At 71.9% G+C, this 20,663-nt stretch carries 17 protein-coding genes and 2 tRNA genes; 12 read left to right on the top strand and 7 right to left on the bottom strand.

Annotated features, from left to right (window positions below; translation table 11 throughout):
* The 5 genes from ACIOEW_RS14325 (at position 1) to ACIOEW_RS14305 (ending at position 5,557) form a co-directional block, all read left to right on the top strand.
* Positions 1-1,107 (top strand): acyl-CoA dehydrogenase family protein, encoded by a 1,107-nt coding sequence (locus tag ACIOEW_RS14325; RefSeq protein WP_401964024.1) that lies wholly within the window; start codon positions 1-3, stop codon positions 1,105-1,107.
* Positions 1,104-1,523, top strand: coding sequence for a MaoC family dehydratase (locus ACIOEW_RS14320; protein ID WP_362540225.1), 420 nt, complete (start codon positions 1,104-1,106; stop codon positions 1,521-1,523). Before ACIOEW_RS14325 ends, ACIOEW_RS14320 begins: the two co-directional genes overlap by 4 nt.
* Entirely contained in the window at positions 1,520-2,686 is a 1,167-nt protein-coding gene (locus tag ACIOEW_RS14315; RefSeq protein ID WP_362540228.1) for a lipid-transfer protein, read from the top strand. Before ACIOEW_RS14320 ends, ACIOEW_RS14315 begins: the two co-directional genes overlap by 4 nt.
* Before the next feature lie 407 nt (positions 2,687-3,093).
* A complete protein-coding gene (locus tag ACIOEW_RS14310) occupies positions 3,094-3,627 on the top strand; it encodes a SigE family RNA polymerase sigma factor (protein ID WP_362540591.1) in 534 nt (177 codons plus the stop codon).
* Positions 3,628-3,907: 280 nt separating this feature from the next.
* Positions 3,908-5,557, top strand: coding sequence for a long-chain fatty acid--CoA ligase (locus tag ACIOEW_RS14305; RefSeq protein ID WP_401964021.1), 1,650 nt, complete (start codon positions 3,908-3,910; stop codon positions 5,555-5,557).
* Between the two features lie 99 nt (positions 5,558-5,656).
* Here ACIOEW_RS14305 and ACIOEW_RS14300 read toward each other — a convergent pair whose 3' ends face one another.
* Together ACIOEW_RS14300 and ACIOEW_RS14295 are read right to left on the bottom strand one after the other, a co-directional pair.
* Positions 5,657-10,015 (bottom strand): PAS domain-containing protein, encoded by a 4,359-nt coding sequence (locus ACIOEW_RS14300; protein ID WP_401964019.1) that lies wholly within the window; start codon positions 10,013-10,015, stop codon positions 5,657-5,659.
* Positions 10,016-10,228: 213 nt separating this feature from the next.
* A complete protein-coding gene (locus ACIOEW_RS14295) occupies positions 10,229-10,693 on the bottom strand; it encodes an SSI family serine proteinase inhibitor (protein ID WP_401964017.1) in 465 nt (154 codons plus the stop codon).
* Between the two features lie 224 nt (positions 10,694-10,917).
* Here ACIOEW_RS14295 and ACIOEW_RS14290 point away from each other — a divergent pair.
* Positions 10,918-11,008, top strand: a tRNA-Ser gene (locus tag ACIOEW_RS14290).
* A 231-nt stretch (positions 11,009-11,239) separates the two neighbouring features.
* Positions 11,240-11,312, top strand: a tRNA-Arg gene (locus ACIOEW_RS14285).
* 55 nt (positions 11,313-11,367) lie between these two features.
* Here ACIOEW_RS14285 and ACIOEW_RS14280 read toward each other — a convergent pair.
* Positions 11,368-11,784 carry a hypothetical protein gene (locus ACIOEW_RS14280; RefSeq protein ID WP_401964015.1) on the bottom strand — a complete coding sequence of 139 codons (417 nt, stop codon included), beginning with the start codon at positions 11,782-11,784 and terminating at the stop codon, positions 11,368-11,370.
* Between the two features lie 192 nt (positions 11,785-11,976).
* On the opposite strand from ACIOEW_RS14280, the gene ACIOEW_RS14275 reads away from it, so the two are divergent.
* From ACIOEW_RS14275 to ACIOEW_RS14260, 4 genes are all read left to right on the top strand, one after another.
* A complete protein-coding gene (locus ACIOEW_RS14275; protein WP_362540243.1) occupies positions 11,977-12,297 on the top strand; it encodes a hypothetical protein in 321 nt (106 codons plus the stop codon).
* A 354-nt stretch (positions 12,298-12,651) separates the two neighbouring features.
* Complete coding sequence (locus tag ACIOEW_RS14270) at positions 12,652-13,758, top strand: cell wall protein (protein WP_401964013.1); 1,107 nt, start codon at positions 12,652-12,654, stop codon at positions 13,756-13,758.
* 58 nt (positions 13,759-13,816) lie between these two features.
* Positions 13,817-14,089, top strand: coding sequence for a hypothetical protein (locus tag ACIOEW_RS14265; protein WP_362540252.1), 273 nt, complete (start codon positions 13,817-13,819; stop codon positions 14,087-14,089).
* A gap of 83 nt (positions 14,090-14,172) precedes the next feature.
* Entirely contained in the window at positions 14,173-14,361 is a 189-nt protein-coding gene (locus ACIOEW_RS14260; protein ID WP_362540255.1) for a hypothetical protein, read from the top strand.
* 40 nt (positions 14,362-14,401) lie between these two features.
* Here the strand turns inward: ACIOEW_RS14260 and ACIOEW_RS14255 are convergent, their stop codons facing one another.
* From ACIOEW_RS14255 to ACIOEW_RS14240, 4 genes are all read right to left on the bottom strand, one after another.
* On the bottom strand, positions 14,402-15,622 hold the full coding sequence (locus tag ACIOEW_RS14255) for an NAD(P)/FAD-dependent oxidoreductase (RefSeq protein ID WP_401964010.1): 1,221 nt from the start codon (positions 15,620-15,622) through the stop codon (positions 14,402-14,404).
* A gap of 94 nt (positions 15,623-15,716) precedes the next feature.
* On the bottom strand, positions 15,717-16,661 hold the full coding sequence (locus ACIOEW_RS14250; protein WP_362540261.1) for an RNA polymerase sigma-70 factor: 945 nt from the start codon (positions 16,659-16,661) through the stop codon (positions 15,717-15,719).
* A 216-nt stretch (positions 16,662-16,877) separates the two neighbouring features.
* Complete coding sequence (locus ACIOEW_RS14245) at positions 16,878-17,858, bottom strand: tetratricopeptide repeat protein (RefSeq protein ID WP_401964008.1); 981 nt, start codon at positions 17,856-17,858, stop codon at positions 16,878-16,880.
* Positions 17,859-18,095: 237 nt separating this feature from the next.
* On the bottom strand, positions 18,096-19,493 hold the full coding sequence (locus ACIOEW_RS14240) for an FAD-binding oxidoreductase (protein WP_362540267.1): 1,398 nt from the start codon (positions 19,491-19,493) through the stop codon (positions 18,096-18,098).
* Positions 19,494-19,632: 139 nt separating this feature from the next.
* Here ACIOEW_RS14240 and ACIOEW_RS14235 point away from each other — a divergent pair, with 139 nt between their 5' ends.
* Positions 19,633-20,532 (top strand): DUF2797 domain-containing protein, encoded by a 900-nt coding sequence (locus tag ACIOEW_RS14235; protein ID WP_401964006.1) that lies wholly within the window; start codon positions 19,633-19,635, stop codon positions 20,530-20,532.
* The last annotated feature ends 131 nt before the right edge of the window (positions 20,533-20,663 follow it).

Here is a 20,663-nt window from a genome sequence, read left to right as displayed (position 1 = left end):
ATGGATTTCACGCCGAGCGAGGAACAGGCGGCGGCGCAGGGGCTCGCCGCGCGGATCCTCGGCGATCTGTCGACGCACGATCGTCTGGTCGAGGCCGGCAGCGGTACGGACGCCGAGCTGTGGAAGGAACTCTGCGCGGCCGGACTGCTCGGCGCGGTCGAGGAGACCGGGCTTCTCGGGTTGGTGCTGCTGGCGGAGGAGCAGGGCCGGACGACCGCACAGGTCCCCTTCGTGGCGAGCTGTGTGTACGGGCTCCTCGCCGTCGCCGGGCACGGTACGGAGGAGCAGCGGGGGCGCCTGCTGCCACTGCTCCGGGACGGTACGGCCGTGGCGGCAGGGGCCTTCCCTGCCCGCGGCACCGTCCAGGCGGAGCCGGACGACGGGGTGAGCGGTGCCGTGTCTCAGGCTGTGGGCGGTGGGGTGAGCGGCGCCGTGCCCCAGGCTGCGGGCGGACGGCTGAGCGGCAGTGTTCCGCTGGTGCCGTGGCTGCGGGACGCCACCCATGTCCTGGTCGCGGCCGCGGACCGGAGCCTGTGGATCGTACGGACTGCGGACCCGGGGGTGGTGACCGAGCCCGTGGAGACCACGGCCCCGTGGTCGGCCGGACGGCTCGTGCTGGCCGCGGCACCTGCGGAGCGGCTGGGCGGACCGGGGGCGTACGACGAGATGCTGGCCACCGCCCGGACGGCGTTCGCCGGAGTGCAGGCGGGCGTGTGCGCCGGTTCACTGACGCGTGCGGTCGAACACGCCGGCACCCGTGAGCAGTTCGGGCGCCCGCTCTCGACCAATCAGGCGGTGCTGCTGCGGGCCGCCGACGCGTACATGGACACCGAGGCGATACGCGTCACGGCGTACGAAGCGGCATGGCGGCATGACGAAGGGCTGCCGTACGGGGAGCAGGCGCTGACGGCGGCGTGGTGGGCGTCCGAGGCCGGAAGGCGGGTCGTCCACGCAGGTCAGCATCTGCACGGCGGCACGGGCGCCGACCTCGACCACCCCGTGCACCGCCACTTCCTCTGGGGGCGTCAACTCGACGCCCATCTCGGCGGCAGCGGCACGGTGCTTCAGGAACTCGGCGAACTACTGTTGAGGGAGGGACCGGAGTGAAGACCGGCGAGGAACTGGCACCCCTGGAGATCGCGGTGACCCGCACCCTGATCGTGGCGGGCGCGATCGCCTCCCGCGACTACCAGGACGTGCACCACGACGCGGAGCTGGCACAGGAGAAGGGTTCTCCGGACATCTTCATGAACATCCTGACGACCAACGGCCTGGTCGGACGGTATGTCACCGACCACTTCGGTCCATCGGCCGTGCTCAGGCGGGTCGCCATCAGGCTCGGCGCTCCCAACTATCCGGGCGACACGATGGTGTTGAGGGGCACGGTCACCTCGGTGGCGGACGACGGAACGGCAGAGGTGTCGGTCGTCGGCGAAAACGGAATCGGCAGGCATGTGACCGGTACGGTGACCGTCGGTGTGCCGGAGGGCTCCGGCGTCGGTGTGACAGGGGCCTCCGCATGAGCGTGCGCAGAGCCGATTCGCTCGGCGGGAAGGCGGCGGTGGCGGGGATCGGGGCGACCGAGTTCTCCAAGCAGTCCGGCCGCAGCGAACTCAAACTGGCCGTCGAGGCGGTGCACGCGGCCCTCGACGACGCGGGGCTCACGCCCGCCGACGTCGACGGACTGGTCACCTTCACCATGGACACCAGCCCGGAGATCACCGTCGCGCAGGCGGCCGGCATCGGTGAGCTGTCGTTCTTCTCACGCATCCACTACGGCGGCGGCGCGGCCTGCGCCACGGTTCAGCAGGCGGCCCTGGCCGTCGCCTGCGGGGTGGCCGACGTCGTCGTCTGCTACCGGGCGTTCAACGAGAGGTCGGGGCGCCGCTTCGGCTCCGGGGTGCAGCAGCGGGAGCCCACGGCCGAGGGGACCGCGCTCGGCTGGAACCTGCCCTTCGGGCTGCTCACGCCCGCCTCCTGGGTGGCCATGGCGGCCCAGCGCTATCTGCACACGTACGGGCTGACGCCGGAGGCCTTCGGCCACGTCGCGGTCACCGACCGGCGCCATGCCGCCAACAACCCGGCGGCCTACTTCTACGGGAAGCCGATCACCCTCGCCGACCATGCCGCTTCGCGGTGGATCGTCGAACCCCTGCGGCTTCTCGACTGCTGTCAGGAGACGGACGGCGGGCAGGCGATCGTCGTCACCAGCGCGGAACGGGCCCAGGACCTGCGGCAGCCGCCCGCGGTGATCGTCGCGGCCGCCCAGGGCGCCGGACGGGCGCAGGAGCAGATGACGAGCTTCTACCGCGACGATCTGACGGGGCTGCCGGAGATGGGCGTCGTCGCCCGCCAGCTGTGGCGTAACTCGGGCCTGGCCCCTGCCGACATCGACGTAGCGATCCTGTACGACCACTTCACCCCCTTCGTGCTGATGCAGTTGGAGGAGTTCGGCTTCTGCGGACCGGGGGAGGCGGCGGACTTCGTGGCTGACGACGCACTGCCTCTGAACACCCACGGCGGTCAGCTGGGGGAGGCATATCTGCACGGGATGAACGGCATCGCGGAGGCGGTCCGGCAGATCCGGGGGACATCGGTGAACCAGATACCCGGAGCGGCCACGTCCCTGGTCACGGCCGGGACGGGGGTGCCGACCTCGGGCCTCGTGCTGGGCCGGGCGCGGTGAACGGCCGGGCCCGCTCCGAGGAGGGCGGGCCGTGGGCCGGTACCGCGGTCTCGGGGGCGACCCTGATTACAGGAGGACGGCCCCTCCACCTACAGGAGGTGGAGGTGGCCCCGCCCCTACACCCTGAGGCGGACGCCGTTTCGGGACCTGGGGCCGATCCCCGCGACTGCGCCCGCTCCTAGCGTGGAGCTATGACCACGCCAGTCTGCACGGGCGCCTCCAGGGGAGCCGCTGCCACCACCCCGGACGCGCAGCGCAGCCCGCATGCGCCGACGCACGCCGGGCCCCCGCCGCGCGGGCAGCACCCGGTGCCCGCCGCGCATCCACCGCGCTCGTCGCTCGCCCCGTACGCCGTGCCGCGCACCCCGGCAGTGCCGCGCGCCCAGGCCGCCACGCGCAGCCCGGCCATCGCGCGATCGCCCTACCGTGCGCGAGCGCCGTACGTCCCGTACCCGTCGTTCACGTCCTTCGTGAAGGCCCGCGGGCCCGTGCTGCTGCGCGCCGCCCGCTCGCTCACCGCGAATCCCAGCGACGCCGAGGACCTGCTGCAGACCGCGCTGACCAAGACGTACGTCGCCTGGGAGCGGATCGAGGACCACCGGGCGCTCGACGGCTACGTCCGCAGGGCCCTGCTGAACACCCGCACCTCGCAGTGGCGCAAACGCAAGGTCGACGAGTTCGCCTGCGAAGAGCTGCCGGAGCAGGAAACCGTGCCCGGCCCCGACCCGGCCGAGCAGCAGACGCTGCACGACGCCATGTGGCGTGCCGTGCTGAAGCTTCCCGACCGTCAGCGGGCCATGGTTGTTCTGCGCTACTACGAGGACCTCAGCGAGGCCCAGACCGCCGAGGTGCTCGGGGTGTCCATCGGGACGGTCAAGAGCGCGGTGTCCCGGGCGCTCGGCAAAATGCGCCAGGATCCGGAGCTGACACCTGTCAGGTGACGGGCCCGCTCGCTCTCGGTACCAGGCTTGCCTCGGCAGCAGGCCCGCCCCCCCACGATGACCGATGACCGGCCGTGTCCCCGGCGGCCGAGGGGTCACGGACATGCAGCCGAGGGGTCACGGACATGCAGGGGAGCGGGAGCGCATTCCGCCCCGTCCGGCTGTTGTGAATTGCCGGACGCCACCGAATTCGTTCTCCCGGGAGTAGTGACATACCGCTCGGTATGTGCGCAGAATCAGCGGAACCTTACTGCCGCGTAGCGCCCACCGGGAGGACGCCGTGCTCAGCACCATGCAGGACGTACCGCTGACTGTCACCCGCATCCTGACCCATGGGATGACCATCCACGGCAAGTCGCAGGTCACGACCTGGACCGGAGAGCCCGAGCCGCACCGGCGCAGCTTCGCCGAGATCGGCCGGCGGGCCACCCAGCTCGCCCACGCCCTGCACGACGAGCTCGGCATCGACGGTGACCAGAGGGTTGCGACCCTCATGTGGAACAACTCCGAGCACGTGGAGGCGTACCTCGCCATCCCGTCGATGGGAGCCGTGCTGCACACCCTCAACCTCCGGCTCCCCGCCGAGCAGCTGGTCTGGATCGTCAGGCACGCCGACGACAAGGTCGTCATCGTCAACGGCTCGCTGCTTCCGCTCCTCGCCCCGTTGCTTCCCCAGCTGACATCGCTGGAGCACGTCGTCGTCTCGGGTCCCGGTGACCGATCCGTCCTGGACGGCGCCGCGGTGCGGGTGCACGAGTACGAGGAGCTGATCGCCGGCCGTCCCACCAGCTACGACTGGCCCGAGCTGGACGAACGCCAGGCTGCCGCCATGTGCTACACCTCCGGCACCACGGGGGACCCCAAGGGCGTCGTCTACTCCCACCGTTCGATCTACCTGCACTCCATGCAGGTCAACATGTCCGAGTCGATGGGCCTGACGGACAAGGACACCACCCTGGTGGTCGTCCCGCAGTTCCACGTCAACGCCTGGGGTCTGCCGCACGCCACGTTCATGTCCGGCGTCAACATGCTGATGCCGGACCGCTTCCTGCAGCCCGCCCCGCTCGCGGACATGATCGAGCGCGAGCGCCCGAGCCACGCCGCGGCCGTCCCCACCATCTGGCAGGGGCTGCTGGCAGAGGTCACGGCCAACCCCCGCGACCTCACCTCGATGGTGAACGTCACCATCGGCGGTGCCGCCTGTCCGCCTTCCCTCATGGAGGCGTACGACAAGCTCGGCGTCCGTCTCTCCCACGCCTGGGGCATGACGGAGACCTCGCCGCTCGGCACCATGGCCAACCCGCCGGCCGGGCTGACCGAGGAGCAGGAGTGGCCCTACCGCATCACGCAGGGCCGCTTCCCGGCCGGTGTCGAGGCGCGGCTGACCGGCCCCGCCGGCGAGCATCTGCCGTGGGACGGGGAGTCGGCCGGTGAGCTGGAGGTGCGCGGTCCCTGGATCGCCGGTGCGTACTACGGCGGCGCCGACGGCGAGGCGCTGCGGCCCGAGGACAAGTTCAGCGAGGACGGCTGGCTGAAGACCGGCGATGTCGGTGTGATCAGCCCCGACGGCTTCCTCACGCTCACGGACCGGGCCAAGGACGTCATCAAGTCCGGTGGGGAATGGATCTCCAGCGTCGAGCTGGAGAACGCCCTGATGGCGCACCCTGATGTGGCCGAGGCCGCGGTCGTGGCCGTTCCGGACGACAAGTGGGGCGAGCGTCCGCTCGCGACCGTCGTTCTCAAGGAGGGCGCCACCGCCGACTACGAGGCGCTGAAGGCGTTCCTCGCCGAGTCGGGCATCGCCAAGTGGCAGCTGCCGGAGCGTTGGTCGGTCATCGCGTCCGTACCGAAGACGAGTGTCGGAAAGTTCGACAAGAAGGTGATCCGGAAGCAGTACGCGGCGGGCGAGCTGGACATCACCCAGCTCTGAACCCAGGCATCGTGGACATGACGAGGGCGGTACGGGAGTGATCCGTACCGCCCTCGTCGTCCTTCGCCTTCGCCTCCGTGCTCCGTCGCCGGGAGGCGGTCAGTTCGTGCCGATCTTCGCGAGCAGATCGACGATGCGGGACTGCACCTCGTCGCTGGTAGAGCGTTCCGCCAGGAAGAGGACCGTCTCGCCCGAGCTCAGCTTCGGCAGCTCCGAGCGGTTCATGTCGGCCGAGGTGTAGACGACCAGCGGGGTGCGGTTGAGCTGGCCGTTGGCGCGCAGCCAGTCGACGATCCCGGCGCGGCGGCGGCGTACCTGCATCAGGTCCATCACCACCAGGTTCGGCCGCATCCGGGTCGCGAGCGAGACCGCCTCGCTGTCCGTCGCGGCGCAGGCGACCTGCATGCCGCGCCGCTCCAGCGTCTGCGTCAGCGCGATCGCGATCTCCTCGTGCTCCTCGATCAGCAGGACACGGGGCGGATGCTGTTCGCTGTCGCGCGGGGCGAGTGCCTTCAGGAGTACGGCGGGGTCGGCACCGTACGCCGCGTCCCGCGAGGCCTGTCCCAGCCCGGCGGTCACCAGGACCGGCACCTCGGCCGCCACCGCCGCCTGACGCAGCGACTGCAGCGCCTTGCGGGTGATGGGGCCGGTCAGCGGGTCCACGAAGAGCGCGGCGGGGAACGCCGCGATCTGCGCGTCGACCTCCTCGCGCGAGTGCACGATCACCGGCCGGTAGCCGCGGTCGCTCAGCGCCTGCTGGGTGGAGACGTCGGGGGCGGGCCAGACGAGGAGCCGGCGCGGGTTGTCCAGCGGCTCCGGGGGCAGTTCGTCGTCGACGGGCTGCGGGGAGGGGCGGTTGGCGACCTCGACGGCGCCGCCGGGGCCGTCGAGCGGCTCCGGTCCCTCGGCGGCGCCCTCGTCGGGCGCCCCTATGGCGTACGCGCGTCCTTCGGCCGCCGGAGCGGCGAGCAACTGCCCCGAACCCTGGCCCTGCACGGTGCCGCCCGTGCCACCGGGACCGGTCTGCGGGGCGGGCGGCTGCGGCGCGGTGACGGCCGGCGCGGTGGCCGCCGGCGGCAGGGCGGCGCGCTCGTTGCGGTCGCCCTCGGGGGGTGCGGCGAGCTTGCGGCGCCGGCCGGCTCCGCCCCCGCCGCCGAGCGTCTGGTTCTGCTGGTGGGCGATGTGCTGGGCGAACGGCACGCCCTGCCCCAGCGTCCGCACGCTGAACGCCCGTCCCTGCGTCGAGTCCGACGACCCGGGCACGGGAGCCTCGGCGGGCAGCGGCTGCCGCCGCGCGTTCGGGCCGGGCGAGAGCGGCCGCGGGCGGCTCCCGTCATGTGCCGTCGGGTCCGGGGGCCCTGCTGGGCCCGCAGGGCCGTCAGCGCCCTCGGGAGCGGCGCCGCGGCTGTTGCCGGCCGTGGTCGTACCGGTGGTGTGCGTGGTCCGGCCGGAGGCGGCCGGGGCGGGGTCGCCCTCGAGCCCTTCCGGGGCGGCGGCGCCCTGGCCCGTCTCGTCGTCCAGGTCCCAGCCGCCGGGCTGCACGGGCGGCGAGGGCTGATCCGAAGGGCCGGCCGGCCCGCCCTGCTCGGGCAGCCCGAACGGCGCGTCCTGCTCCTCCTGCGGAGGCTGCGGCGCATCGGCGTGCCTGGCCCGGCGTCGCCCGGTCGGGACCGGGTGCGCCTGCGGCGGGGTGTGGTCGTGCTCCGGCGCACCGGACACCGCGTCATGGCGACCGGGAAGCGAGGCGTCCGCCTCGCCGGGGGTGGGCGGTACCCGGTCGGCGTCGGCGGGCGGGAGCGCGAAGGGGACGCGGGGGCCCGCCTCGGCCTGGGCGGCCCGGTCCTGAGCGGCCGACAGGGCGCGCCGGGCGCGCCGTCCGGTCGACTGCTGCCCCGGCGCACCGGCCGGTGCCGGCGCCTGTCCGTACGCCGACTGGTCGGACGTCGCCTGTCCTTGCGCCGCTTGCCCTGGCGCCGCTTGCCCTGGCGCCGTCTGTCCGGGCGAAGGCTGTTCGTGCGCAGGCTGCCCGTACGCCGGCTGTCCGTGTTCAGACTGGCCGTGCGTCCGGGCGGTGTCGTCGTGTCCGGGGAAGGCCGCGGAGCCCACGGCCTCCATCGCGGTTCCGGCAGTTCCGGCGGATCCGTTGTTCCCGGCGGCCGGAAGCGCCAGTTGGTTCTCGCCGCCCCGGTGCGCCCGGTGTCCGCCCGCCGGCACCGGCATCGGCGCCTCGGCCGGAACACCCTGCGGCGGAACGGTCTGCCCGCGCTGCGGACGGCCACCAGCCCCCTGCGCCCCCTCGGCGGCCGTCACCACGGACCCCTCCGAAGGTGCGGGCGCCGCGACCGCGGGCAGCGCGAGAGCCTGCCCCGGCCCCTGCTGCCCGGTGCCGGCGGGGCCGCCGCTCTCCGCCGGGCTCGGCCGACCGCGCCTGCGCCCGGAGCCCCCGCTCTGCGGGGCCGGGGAGAGTTCGTGCGGGCCCGCGGAGTCGGTCGCGGGCATCTCCACGGACTCGGGTGCGGGGTCGCCCCCGGCCTCCCGGCGCGCACGCCGGCGCCCGGTCGGCTCGGCTGTCGCGGTGCCGGCCGCTGCGGATTCGTCGGGCCCGAGCTCGCCGGTGCCGTCGGAGCCGCCCACCGGGCTCTCCAGGAAGGCGTCCGTGGAGGACCGGCGCGCCCGGCGCCCCCGCCTGCCGCCCTCGGTGACCGCGACATCGCCCGATGCCCCGGAATCGGCCTGGGCCTCAGGGACCGGCGGAGCCACAGCCGCCTCGGGGGGCATCGGCGGCATCACGGTCCCCGAACCCGCGCCCAGCGGGACTTCGAGTACGTACGCGCTGCCACTCATCCCCGGCATCTCATGCGTCTGGAGCACACCACCGTGCGCCCGTACGATGCCGCGCACGATCGGCTCGTGCACCGGGTCTCCCCCGGCGAACGGTCCACGCACCTCGATCCGTACGACGTCACCGCGCTGTGCCGCTGCGACGACGACCGTCGAGTCGACGTAGCCGCCGCCCGGCACCAGCCGGGCCTTGCCGGTCGAATCGACCCCGGCGACGTCCGCGACCAGGTGCGCGAGCGCGGTCACCAGCCGTCCCGCGTCGACCTCGGCCTCGATCGGCGGTGCGTGCACGGCGAACTGGGCCCGGCCCGGACCGATCAGCTCGACAGCGGCGTCGATACCGGCCGTGACCACCCCGTCGAGCAGCACGTTCGTCTTGACGAGCGCCTCGGAGCCGCCGTCCAGGCGCTGGTAGCTCAGCACGTTGTCGACGAGCGTCGTCATGCGCGCGTAGCCCGCGGCCAGATGGTGCAGGATCTGGTTCGCCTCGGGCCACAGCTGGCCCGCCGGGTCAGCGGCGAGCGTGGACAGCTCACCGCGCAGCTCCTGGAGCGGTCCGCGCAGCGACTCGCCGAGCACGGCGGTCAGCTGGGTGTGCCTGGCGGACAGGTCGGTCAGCTGCTCGGCCTGCTCCTCCAGCTCGGAGGCGTACCGCTCGGTGCGGTCTGCCAGTTCGGTGGCGTGCTGTTCCGTCAGCGCGGCGACCTCGGCGGCGTGGCGCTCGGTGAGTTCCGTGACCTCGGCGCTGTGGCTCGCGGTCAGCTCGGTGACCTCGGTCCTGCGCTGCTCGTCGAGCTCCTCGTACGGCCGGCGGTCGGTGAAGGTCATGACCGCGCCGACGAGCTGGTCGCCGTCGCGCACGGGCGCCGTGGTCAGGTCGACGGGCACCTGCGCACCGCTCTTGGACCACAGGACCTGCCCGCGCACCCGATGCTTGCGCCCCGACTTGAGGGTGTCCGCCAGCGGCGACTCCTCGTACGGGAACGGCTCACCCTCGGCCCGTGAGTGCAGGATCAGGGGATGAAGCTCCTGGCCGCCCAGGTCGCTGGCGCGGAAGCCCAGGATCTGCGCGGCGGCGGGGTTCACCAGGACGACCCGGCCGTCCGTGTCGGTACCGACGACGCCCTCGGCCGCGGCACGCAGGATCATCTCGGTCTGGCGCTGGGACCGGGCCAGCTCGGCCTCGGTGTCGACGGTGCCCGACAGGTCGCGCACGACGAGCATCAGCAGCTCGTCACCCGTATAGCTGCCGCTGTAGGAGCTCTGGACGTCGGTGTACGCCGCCTGCCCGTCCTCCAGGCTGGCGCTCGTCACCTCGACGGGGTACTCGTTACCGTCGGTACGCCGCGCGGTCATCCGCGTGGGCTTGGTCCGGCCCCGCTCGTCCGCAGCCTCCGGCCTCCGCATCGACCCCGGGATCAGCTTGGAGTCGAACTCCGGCAGCAGATCGAGCAGTCCACGACCCACGAGCGCGGTGCCCGGAGTCTCGAACATTTCGAGGGCGATGGTGTTGGCGTTGACGACCGTACCGTTGCAGTTGACGAGCAGAAGCCCGTCCGGAAGGGCGTCGAGTATGGCTGCGAGGCGAGCAGCGCCTCGGGATGGCCTGCTGCTCACGACGACGCTTCCTCCCTGATTACTGCACCTTGCCGACAGCGGGCCCCATCTTGCCCCTCGGGCCTCAGGCTGTCACTGGAGGAGTCTAAAGGCTGGGGAGGGGCGAGGGGCGGCGGATGAGGGGGAGCTCTCACCAAGGTTCTGTGCATACGGTGTACGACTCTGGCCCATTACGTGCCCCTCAGGCCGCCCTGAATCCGGTGCAGCCGCAGCTCACCGGACGTTCGGGAGCACCGGCCGCAGGCTGTTCCAGCGCCCGATCTCGCACCCGTTGGTCCGCTCGAACGTGGAGTCGATGCTTCGCCCCTGCCACGTTCCGGTGACCCGGGCCGTGGCTGCCCCGCCGAACTGCTGCGTGCACATCGCGTCCCGGGGCACCGGCGCGAAGGGATCCGCGCTCTCCCTCGGCAGCTGCGCCAGCCGGTCGCAGGCCTGCTGCGCCACCGGGTGGCTGCCGCCCGCCGGCTCGCACTCCAGCTCGTACGTGCCGTCGGCCTCCGGGTTCCCCGACCCCGAGACGACCACGGTGAGGTGCGTGTCCGTGTCGTCGTTCTGCAGCACGGGCAGCGGCAACGACAACGGCAGTGGAAGGGGACCGGCCACTGCCGTCGCCGCGGGTGCGGCGGCGGCCAGCGCGGCCAGCGACACGACGGCGGTGAGGGCGAGACGACGCATCATGCGGGCTCCTGTGGTCGTGCGTGTCGCCGGTGCGGGCCGGCGACGGAGGGAAACGAAGGGCGGGCGCCCCGCCATGACTAACGCTCCGCACGCCACGGCGTTGCGCAACCGCAGGCGCTTTGCCCTCGCGGCCGACTGCCTAGTACCGTAGGCACCGATTGGTGACGCAGCGCTCAGCTGTGTCATCATCTGCACGCACCACCCGCGTTCGCGCGGGGTGTGCTGGAGGCGTCGCCTAGTCCGGTCTATGGCGCCGCACTGCTAATGCGGTTTGGGTCTTAAAGCCCATCGAGGGTTCAAATCCCTCCGCCTCCGCTTGAACACCGAAGCCCCGTGCCACTGGCCGGGGCTTCGGTCGTTCCTGGACCGGGACGGGGCTGGGAGAGGGCTGGGACCGGGTCGGGACTGGGCCGATCGGGGGGTGTCTCGAACCGGTGATCTCGCAGCTCAGCAGCGGTGCGGCTAATGGATTTCGCGTCACGGCGCAGGTCATGTAATGTTGTTCTCGCAACGCCGACGGGGCAGAAAAAAGCCCGGAACGCACAAGCACTCGTAGCTTAACGGATAGAGCATCTGACTACGGATCAGAAGGTTGCAGGTTCGAATCCTGCCGAGTGCACAGCAGGCCAGAGGCCCCGGAGAAATCCGGGGCCTCTGGTGTTTCTCCCTGGCCCTCACCGTTCGCGGTGGGGGCCAGGGTCGTTTTCCGTGCGGTACACGCGATGACCAGGAGCCGGGCGTGACCGTGCTGGGAGGCAGTGCGCCGCGTGCGCGGTGATCGTGCCGCCCGCCCCTGACGCGCCGTGGATCGTTACGCGTTCCTCGTCGCCGGCGGCGATCGGCTGGCCGCAGCGGTCGCACATCGCCTGCCCCTTCGGGCAGGAGTGGCAGCTGCGCGGAAACCGGCGGACCACCGATCCGTGCGCCTTGGTCAGCTGCGGGCCGAGGTCACGGACCGCCCCGGCGTGCAGGGCCGTGCCGCAGAAGACGCAGTGCACGCCCCGCTGCTGCTGGGCGGACAGCTCGGAGATCGGTGGCAGGGTGACGAGCCGCCTGTTGGGCGGGGGGTGCGGGGTGGAAGGATGGCGCATGGTCGGTCTCCTGGTGATCTCAGGTTCTGACTGGCCCCGGCCGAGCGGAGGTGCGAACTCCGGGCCGGGGCCGTTCTGTTGCTACGGGACCGTTGGTCGGCCTCGCGAGAACGAAGTTAAACCCCGGGCTTGAATTGCGTCAAGCCCGGGGTTTACAGTCGGGCTGGCCGCGCCGCAGGAGGGAGCGCGGGGATGGTGAATGACCCTGAGCAGATCCAGGAGATGAAACGCCTGGTGGAAGCCATCGCGGCATTCAGGGAAATCGAGGACGACGAGGCTTGCGCCTTGGCTGTGTCGCGGGCGTTGGAGGAGTGGCCCAGCTATCAGACGAAGCTCCGACAACTGCGCCAGCAGCGTGTCAACGCTCTGAAGGAGCAAGGCAGGACTTGGAAGGAAATCGGGCAGCTCCTCGGAGGCATCTCCGCGGCCCGTGCCCAGCAGATCGGCGCGGGCCAGAGCGGAGCGCAACGGCGCCGGGCCGAACGGGAAGCACAAGAGCCTCCTGCCGGATAGCAGAACGGCCGAGCGGTGTAGAGGCCGCCCGGCCGTAGTGACCAGCGGGTGATCACCCCGCCGATCGGAAATCCACCCTGAAGAGAAGGATTCGCGTTCGATCGTAGGGCCAGTACCCGCGCGGTGACCATTCCCGCGCCCTGAGCCGTCCGGAACGGCCCCGATTCCCGCGATCCCGCGGCCCGCCGGCCGCCCCTCACCCCACGGACTGTGATGCGCCATCCCACCGGCGCGGCTTCGTGCTGCGCTTCTCCGCCATGCCCGGATCCGGCATGGACTCCCGTTCCCCGCATCCTTCAGGAGCTCGACGCGACGGCCTCCCGGAGCGCCAGGCCGAGCGCGTGGCTGCGGGCGGTGGAGTGGCTCGTCGAGGCCGGGCTGCATCGCCGGGCAGGGGCGACGACGCTGGCTGTCGCGCGGGATCTGGCCGGGCGGATGGACTACCGGCTCGGGTTCGTCCTGTACGACCTGGAGGGCACGGCTGCCCGGTGCGAGGTGTCGGTGGCGACGGTGAAGCGGCACGCCAGGGTGTTACGGAAGTTGGGTGCGCTGGTGTGGCGGCGGCACGGGACCAAGCGGAACCTGCATCTGCCCGGTCGTCGATACACGGGCACGGCGACGGTCTACGCGGCGACGATTCCGCCCGTGTACGACTCCGTGATGGGCCACCGCCTGGAGGGCGCCGGTTACGGGGCGCGGGTGTGCGGGGTGACAGATGAGGGCCGGGATCGTGCGGTCGAGGCCGTGCAGGCGAGAAGCCGGCCTGTGGACAACCCGCCTGCGGGAAACCGCAGTTCAGGCGGGCATGCGCCCCATTCTTCCGGGCCCTACCACGACGTGCGCAAGGCTGATGTGGGTGGGAAGTTGAACTACACCTCGCGCAGGCGCGTGACATCCGGCCGTACGCTGCGGCGGTCCCCGCTTCAGGTCGTCCGTGACATCGCCGTCGCCCGGCAGGTGCGGCCGCTCGTCGGCTGGACCCAGCACGAGGGGCTGCGCCGTCTCGCGTACGCGCTGCGCCCGCTCATCGACCGGGGTCTCGACGCCCGCGACATCGCGGCCGAGCTCCACGGCATGGCGGCCGGATGGCTGCCCTCCCGCCCGGCGGCCTGGATCACCGCCGCTCTGGGACGGGATCGGGAGGAGCCGGCGGCCCATGGGCGTACGGACCCGCCCGAGGCCTTCCACCGCGCGGTGACCGATACCCGGGAGTTGTGGGTCATGAAGGGTGCCGACAGCCCGTCGTACGGCGTCGAAGGGCTGACTCGTGTGGAGGTCGTCCAGTTACGGTCGGCCGCCGCGACGGACCCGGGGCTGGTGCTTGCCGCCCTGGAGAACCTCGGCGAGCGGGACACCCGCCGCCTGTACACGAACCGGCTCGTGGACGAGGTGCTGTTGTACGAGATCACCGGGGTGCGCCGTGGTCGTACCGACGCTCAGCACGACCCTGCCCTCATGTGATCGGTATGGATGGCGAGAGGATCCGCACACCACAACGACAGAGACGAGGGGAAAGCCCATGAACAGACAGACCCCGCGCAGTGCTACCGCTTTGTATGCGATAGCCGGAACCTGCGCCGCCATAGGTGCTTTGCTGTGGCTGCGCAGCCGGAGCAGCGCGGCGTCCAGCCTCTTTCTGTACGGATCCTCCCTGGACGCCGATAGCCACAGCTCGCCCGCCTGGCAGGTGTGGTCGCCGGCAGTGCCCGAGGAACGTCTTGGCCTGTATCTCCTCGCGGCGGCGCTGGTACTGGCTTTGGCGGCGCGCCTGGTTTCCATCTGGCGCGAATGAACCGCGCCGGAGCGACGTTCCCGGCGGTGTGTCAGCCGGTACGGTGCCGCCTGAAGGGAAGCGCACGGGGGTGGTGACGCGGCATGAGCCGACGACGGTATGTGGCCAGAGGAGTGCCGGGCGGGTACCGCATCTGGGACAACAGAGGCGGCCGTTGGTGGGGCGATCACTATGAGCTCTGCCCCGATGATCTCCTCGCGGCGTTGAACAGTGGTGCTGACTACGCGCAGACCACTGCTCTGCTCAAGAAGTACCGGGCACAGAAGCGCTGAGCCGCTGTGCCCGGGATGGGCCCTGCACGCTCGCCGCGGGTCAGGCCTCGGCGTTGGCGGCCGCAGCCACCTGGGGCTGCTGCTCGGGCCGGACGACCGGGCGGCGCCTGGCCGGGAGGCCGAGGGTGGGGTGGGCGACGCCCCAGGCCGCGCCCTTGCAGACCAGTTCCTTGTAGGCGGCGGCGAACCGGCCGGTCAGGGCTGTGCTGACGGCGCGGTCGTCGGCGGTGACGTACTGGATGAGGCCTTCCTTGCGGCCCAGCGAGATGCACTGGTTGAAGTAGCGGAGCGAGGTCTTCGGCAGCTTCGTGCCGGTCAGGCGGGCCGCGATGGCGTCGGCGGCCTGCCATGCGGTGGGGACGCCCGAGGCGCATGACATCCGCAGTGGCTTGTCGCCGGGGCCCGCGACCAGGGCCGCGTCGCCGATGGCGTACACGTCCGGGTGCGAGAGCGAGCGCATGGTGGCGTCGACCGCGATCTGGCCCGTGTCGGAGACCTCCAGCGTGGTGGCCTCGGCGATCGGGTGGACCGCGAAGCCTGCGGTCCAGACCGTGACGGACGCGGGGAGGGAGGTGCCGTCCGCGGTTGTTACGTGGCCGGCTGCCACTTCGGTGACGGCAGTGTGCTCGTGCACGGTGATGCCGAGCTTGTCGAAGACCTTGCGCAGATGCCCGCGGCCCTTGGGGGAGAGGGTGTCGCCGAAGCCGCTCCGGACGGCGAGGGCGATGTCGAGGTCCGGGCGGGCCTCGGCGAATTCGGTCGCCGCCTCCACGCCGGTCAGGCCGCCGCCGATGACGAGGACCTGCTGACCGGCGTCCAAACCGGCGAGACGTTCGCGCAGCCGGAGTGCGCCGGGGCGGCCGGCGATCTCGTGGGCGTGCTCGGCGGTACCGGGGACGCCCTGGCTGTTCCAGCCGCTGCCGAGGGCGTACACGAGGGTGTCGTACGGCAGTTCCTCCACGCCGTCCTCCGCACCCTCCGCGTCCACGACGGTGACGTGCTTGAGGTCGGCGTCGATGCCGGTCACCTTCGCGTACTTCAGTGCGACGCCGGTGCCCGCGAACATCTCGCTGAAGGGCCTGGGTGTCAGCTCCTGGCCGACCGCCAGCTGGTGCATCCGGACGCGCTCGACGAAGTCGGGTTCGGCGTTGACGAGGGTGATGGCGACGTCTTCGCGACGCAGCCGCTTGGCAAGGCGGCCGGCGGCGGTGGCTCCCGAGTATCCGGCGCCGAGGACGATGATGCGGTGCTGCTGCTGCATTTCCCTGCTCCTGTCTCGCGCGGTTTCCGCCCCTTGAACCGGGCAGCCCGACGATTCCTGACAGGTGAAGCATGTGAGCCACGTCACAGGGCGGTCAGAAGGCGCTGAACAGGGGATCTCCGTGGTCGGATGCCGCCCAGTGCCGGGTGGCGCGTTCGAGCTTGTCGGGGTTGACCTGGTTACGGAACGCGGCGATGCCCTCGGGAGTGATCTCCAGGCACATGACGCCGATGACCTGGCCGTCGATGACCGCCAGGACGGCAGGGGTGCCGTTGGCGGTCGTGACGTAGACGTCGGGAGAGCCGCCGGCGATGTTGCGCTTGGCCTTGCTGGGTTTGAACAGGCCGCGCATGAACTTCGCGACCGCGAGGGCGCCCTCGAACGCCTTGGCGCGGGCCGGGACCTTGCCGCCGCCGTCGCCGATCGAGACGGCGTCCTCGGTGAGCAGCCGTACGAGCGGCTCGGTCCGGCCGGTGGTGGCGGCCGCGAGGAACTCCTCGACGATCCGCCGGGCGGCCGCCTCGTCGATCTCGGTGCGGGCCCTGCCGTGCGCGATGTGCTTCTTGGCCCGGTGGAAGATCTGCTGGGCGGCCGCCTCGGTGAGGTCGAGGATCTCGGCGATCTCGCGGTGCGGGTAGCCGAACGCCTCCCGCAGGACGTACACCGCCCGCTCGTTGGGGGAGAGCCGCTCCATGAGCGTGAGGACCGCGTACGAGACGGAGTCGCGCTGCTCGGCGGTGTCGGCGGGGCCGAGCATCGGGTCTCCGGAGAGCAGCGGCTCGGGGAGCCATTCGCCCACATAGGTCTCGCGCCGGGCACGGGCCGAGGTGAGCTGGTTGAGGCACAGGTTGGTGAGCGCCTTCGTCAGCCAGGCCTCGGGGACCTCGATCCGGTCCACGTCGGTGGCCTGCCAGCGCAGGAACGTGTCCTGCACGGCGTCCTCGGCCTCGGTCGCGGAGCCGAGGAGGCGGTAGGCGATGGCCTCCAGGCGCGGCCTGGAGGCCTCGAACCGGTCCACGTCCTGCACGGTCAGGGGCATGGCCCGGATCCTAACGCTCGCGGTGCGCGCCCGGCCGTGGACCGTTGTTGTGCGTGGTGCGTGGTGCGTGGTGCGTGGTACGTGGCGCGTGGTGCGTGGTGCTGGAACCTGCGCCGGCACGGGCACGGGCACGGCGTCGGCGCTTCTGCTGCTGGGGCGGCGCCCTCTCCGGCCCGATGCAGCGGCGTGAACCACGCCGGTCCTGTGCGGGTGTGTTCAGTTCCGGATGCGGCGGACCTCGGCCACGAGGCCTGGGGGCAGGCCGGGTCCCGCGCACGCGTAGTCGATCAGCGCGTCCCGGTAGGCGGTGTCCGGCAGTTGCGGTGCCAGCGCGGCCAGAGCCCGCAGGTCCTCGGGCGAGCCGGACAGACGCGTGCGGTAGGCGGCTGCCGCCGCGCGCAGGGAGACTTCCTGCGGTTCGTGCTGCAGGCCCTGTTCGGCCAGCGCCGCAGCTGCGGCGAAGTCACCCTGCTCAGCACGCACGTCGCCGAGGTCCAGGTAGAGGGACCAGTTGTGAGGGTCCAGGGCCAGCGCGTCTTCGAAGGCTGCCGCAGCCCGGTCGAGATCGCCCACGGCCCGCCAGGTGCTCGCTCGTGCCACCGCGGTCCACATGACCCGCTCGACGGCATCGGCGCGGTCGCACAGGGCGAAGGACTGCTCGTAGCGGCCGCAGGCCCGCGGCAGCCGGGCCATGGCGGCCAGCGACTCCGGCACCGGACTGCGTCGGGAGACCCTGTCGATGGCGCCGAACCAGGGCGCGAACCGCTCGCGCATCTCGTCGCTGTCCAGGTCGTGGGCGTAGTCCAAGGTCCGCAGACACGCCTCGGCCAGTGCCTGGGCGCTCACCGTGCCGAGGAACTGCTCATCGCCGAACCACGGGGCAGCGCCCCACGCCACGTCGGGCCGCGCCCCCGCGACCGAACCCAGGGACATCACCGCGTTGTCCATGTCCCCTTCGAGGAACAGGAAGTAGGCCTGCGCCGCAACGGCGCTCAGGGAGCCGTCCCCTTCGAGGCCCGCCTTCAGCTCCGGGCGCCGGTCCCGCCACAACACGGCGAGGGCCGCATAGGGTTCCGGGGCAGCGGGCGCGGAGGCTGTGGTTCCTGCCAGCAACTTCGCGGCGCCCACCGGATTACCGCCGCAGTGCGCCATGACGCCGGCGAGAGTGACGCCCGCCGTCACGGATTGGTTCGACATGGCTGGAGAGTAATCGGTGGGGGCGATCGGCGGAGAAAGGCTGCGGCGATCGTTGTGGACGCCGTGCTTGGTATGGGCCGAACGCGGTGAAGGACGGCGCCGCGGTGAAGGACGGCGCCGCGGTGAAGGACGGCGCCGCGGTGGAGGGCCGGTCGCGGTCAGGGCCGCACTCTCTGAAGGCCCAACTCTGTGAAGGAGTGAGGCCGCCCTCCCCGCGATCCCGATCCTGCGGGTCCTTCACGCCGCGGTCGGCGTGATGTTCTGGTTGGCGCGGAAGAAGTTGTCCGGGTCGTAGGTGTGCTTGGCCGCGGCCAGCCGGTCGTAGGTGCCGCGGTAGGTGGACCGGACGCGGTCCGGGGCCTCGGCCTCGCCGAGGAAGTTGATGTACGCGCCGCCCATGGAGTGCGGGTGCAGCTCGGTCCAGTAGTCGACGCACCACTCGCGGATCGCCTCGGCGTTGGCGGGATCGGGGTCGATGCCGGCGACGACGCCGGACCACACGGCGTCCCGGTAGGCCCAGGGGGTCGCGTCGGAGCCGACCCGGTGGGCCGCTCCGTCCACCGGGTACAGGTGCATCGTCGACAGGCCGGTGGGGAGGTTGCGGCCGTACTTCGCGTGCACCTCGATCGCCTCGTCCGAGATCGCGTCGAAGAAGTCGCCGCGCCAGTACCACTGGAGTCCCTTGGGGAGCAGCCCGTCGAACATGGTCTGCAGGGCCGGGTACGGCATGGGGCTGGTGAAGTGGAAGGCCGGCGGCGCCGGGTCGTTGACCACCGACAGGGTCTCCTCCAGCTTGCCTTCCGCGAGATCGCCCGTGTAGCACCAGACGACGCCGCACATCTTCTGCCCGTGGATCTCCTCGGGGAAGGGCGGTCCGGGCGGGACGGTCAGGAGCGCGAAGAAACCGTTGAGGTCGTCCGGCGCGGCAGGCAGGAACTCCCGGTACCACCGCAGCACTTCCGCCGTCCGGTCGACCGGCCACACGGTCACCGCGACCCCGACCGTGTCCACCGGGTGCAGCCGGTACGTGAACGACGTGACCACGCCGAAGTTGCCGCCGCCGCCCCTCAGCGCCCAGAACAGGTCCGGGTGTTCGGTCTCGGAGGCGGTGACGACCGCGCCGTCGGCCAGGACGACGTCCGCGGCGAGCAGGCTGTCGATCGTGAGGCCGTACGCGCGGGTCAGGTGGCCGTGCCCGCCGCCCAGCGTGAGGCCGCCCACGCCGGTGGTCGACATGATCCCGGCCGGTACGCCGAGGCCGAAGGTGTGTGTCGCATGGTCCAGGTCGCCCAACTGGCCTCCCCCGCCCACCTGTGCCGTTCGGGCCTCGGGGTCGACGCGCACCCAGCGCATCGGGGAGAGGTCGAGGGTCAGCCCGTCGTCGACCATGCACAGCCCCGGCCCGCTGTGTCCGCCGCCGCGCACGGCCAGGTCCACCCCGGCGTCCTGGGCGAAGGCGAGGGTGGCCCGCACGTCCGCCACGTCCACGCACTGGGCGATGGCGGCGGGGCGCCGGTCGATCATGGCGTTGTAGATACTGCGGCCCGTGTCGTAGTCCGCGTCCCCCGGCGCGATGACCGGCCCCCGCACATTCGAGCGCAGGCTGTCGAGAGCAGTGCCTTTGATGCTGGTCATGGTCGAACACCTCTGAGGGATCCTGGGATCGAGCCCACCACTCATCCAGTGTGACGCTGATCACACTGGATGGCGATATGTGGAACCATGGCGGGTTCGCAGCCGTCCGTTTCACGTCCAGGAGTCCGGGAGTTCACGCATGGGGTGGCAGTGCACCGGTCTCCGGTGGCCGGACGAGCGGGGCGGGCCCGTGCTCGGGTGGCAGAAGGGCCGTCGGACGCGGGGGAGCGTCCTCACGTACGGGACCGAGCTCGGGTTCCGGGCCTCGGGGGAGCGGACCTGCGTCGGGGCGCGGGGGAACGCCTGCCCGATGGCGGCCGTGGTTCCGGAGCGGAGCACGGGCGCGCGATGCGCCGAGTGCGGGCGGCTGGACCGGGCGCATTCGGTGGCGGCCGACACGATTCCCGACGACCCGCGTACGTACCGCGTGTACCTCGCCTGGTTCGGGGCCGGGATGGTGAAGGTCGGGATCACCGCCGAGGAGCGGGGTGCGGCCCGGCTGCGGGAGCAGGGGGCGGTGGTCTTCAGCTGGCTGGGGCGGGGGCCGTTGATGGCGGCGCGGCGGGCCGAGGAGGTGCTGCGGGCCGCGCTCGGGGTGCCGGACCGGATCGCGTACGCGCGCAAGCGGGCGGTGCGGGCGGAGCTTCCGGGAGCCGGCGAGCGGGCCGGTGAGGTGGCGGAGCTGTACGGGAGGGCGGTGGCGCTCGACGGGGGCGGCTGGCCCGAGGCGCTGGAGCGGCTGCCGTTCGAGGCGGTCGACCATGCGGGGATCTTCGGGATCGACGGGCCGGGCGGGGCGGACGGGCCGGGCGGGGCGGTGCGCGCGGTGACCGGGCTGGTGGACGGTGGCGTGGTCGTGGGGCGGCTGGTCGCGGCGGCCGGGCCGGATCTGCATCTGGACACCGGTGCGGACGGGGTCGTCGTCGTGGACACCCGGCTGATGACCGGCTGGGCACTGACGGCGGCCGGAGCCGGAGCCGGGGTGAGTGTGCCGACCGTCGTCGTCGGGGGTGGCGCTTCGCAGGGCGGGCTGTTCTGAGAGCGTCGGGGGTGGCGCTTCGCAGGGCGGGCTGTTCTGAGAGAGTCGGGGGTGGCGCTTCGCAGGGCGGGCCGTTCCGAGAGAGTCGGGGGCGGCGCCTCGCCGGGCGGGCTGTTCTGAGATCGTCGGAG

The organism is Streptomyces sp. NPDC087901, from assembly GCF_044742205.1.
Classification (GTDB): Bacteria; Actinomycetota; Actinomycetes; order Streptomycetales; family Streptomycetaceae; genus Streptomyces.
The sequence above is the reverse complement of the archived record's forward strand: the minus strand, read 5'-3'. Positions and strand labels throughout refer to the sequence as shown.

Bases quoted from the DNA above. Each gene is read 5' to 3' on its own strand.
- ACIOEW_RS14325 (WP_401964024.1), top strand. From the start codon at position 1: ATGGATTTCACGCCGAGCGAGGAACAGGCGGCGGCGCAGGGGCTCGCC.
- ACIOEW_RS14315 (WP_362540228.1), top strand. From the start codon at position 1,520: ATGAGCGTGCGCAGAGCCGATTCGCTCGGCGGGAAGGCGGCGGTGGCG.
- ACIOEW_RS14295 (WP_401964017.1), bottom strand. From the start codon at position 10,693: ATGATGCGTCGTCTCGCCCTCACCGCCGTCGTGTCGCTGGCCGCGCTG.
- ACIOEW_RS14280 (WP_401964015.1), bottom strand. From the start codon at position 11,784: ATGCGCCATCCTTCCACCCCGCACCCCCCGCCCAACAGGCGGCTCGTC.
- ACIOEW_RS14275 (WP_362540243.1), top strand. From the start codon at position 11,977: ATGGTGAATGACCCTGAGCAGATCCAGGAGATGAAACGCCTGGTGGAA.
- ACIOEW_RS14265 (WP_362540252.1), top strand. From the start codon at position 13,817: ATGAACAGACAGACCCCGCGCAGTGCTACCGCTTTGTATGCGATAGCC.
- ACIOEW_RS14260 (WP_362540255.1), top strand. From the start codon at position 14,173: ATGAGCCGACGACGGTATGTGGCCAGAGGAGTGCCGGGCGGGTACCGC.
- ACIOEW_RS14255 (WP_401964010.1), bottom strand. From the start codon at position 15,622: ATGCAGCAGCAGCACCGCATCATCGTCCTCGGCGCCGGATACTCGGGA.
- ACIOEW_RS14250 (WP_362540261.1), bottom strand. From the start codon at position 16,661: ATGCCCCTGACCGTGCAGGACGTGGACCGGTTCGAGGCCTCCAGGCCG.
- ACIOEW_RS14245 (WP_401964008.1), bottom strand. From the start codon at position 17,858: ATGTCGAACCAATCCGTGACGGCGGGCGTCACTCTCGCCGGCGTCATG.
- ACIOEW_RS14240 (WP_362540267.1), bottom strand. From the start codon at position 19,493: ATGACCAGCATCAAAGGCACTGCTCTCGACAGCCTGCGCTCGAATGTG.
- ACIOEW_RS14235 (WP_401964006.1), top strand. From the start codon at position 19,633: ATGGGGTGGCAGTGCACCGGTCTCCGGTGGCCGGACGAGCGGGGCGGG.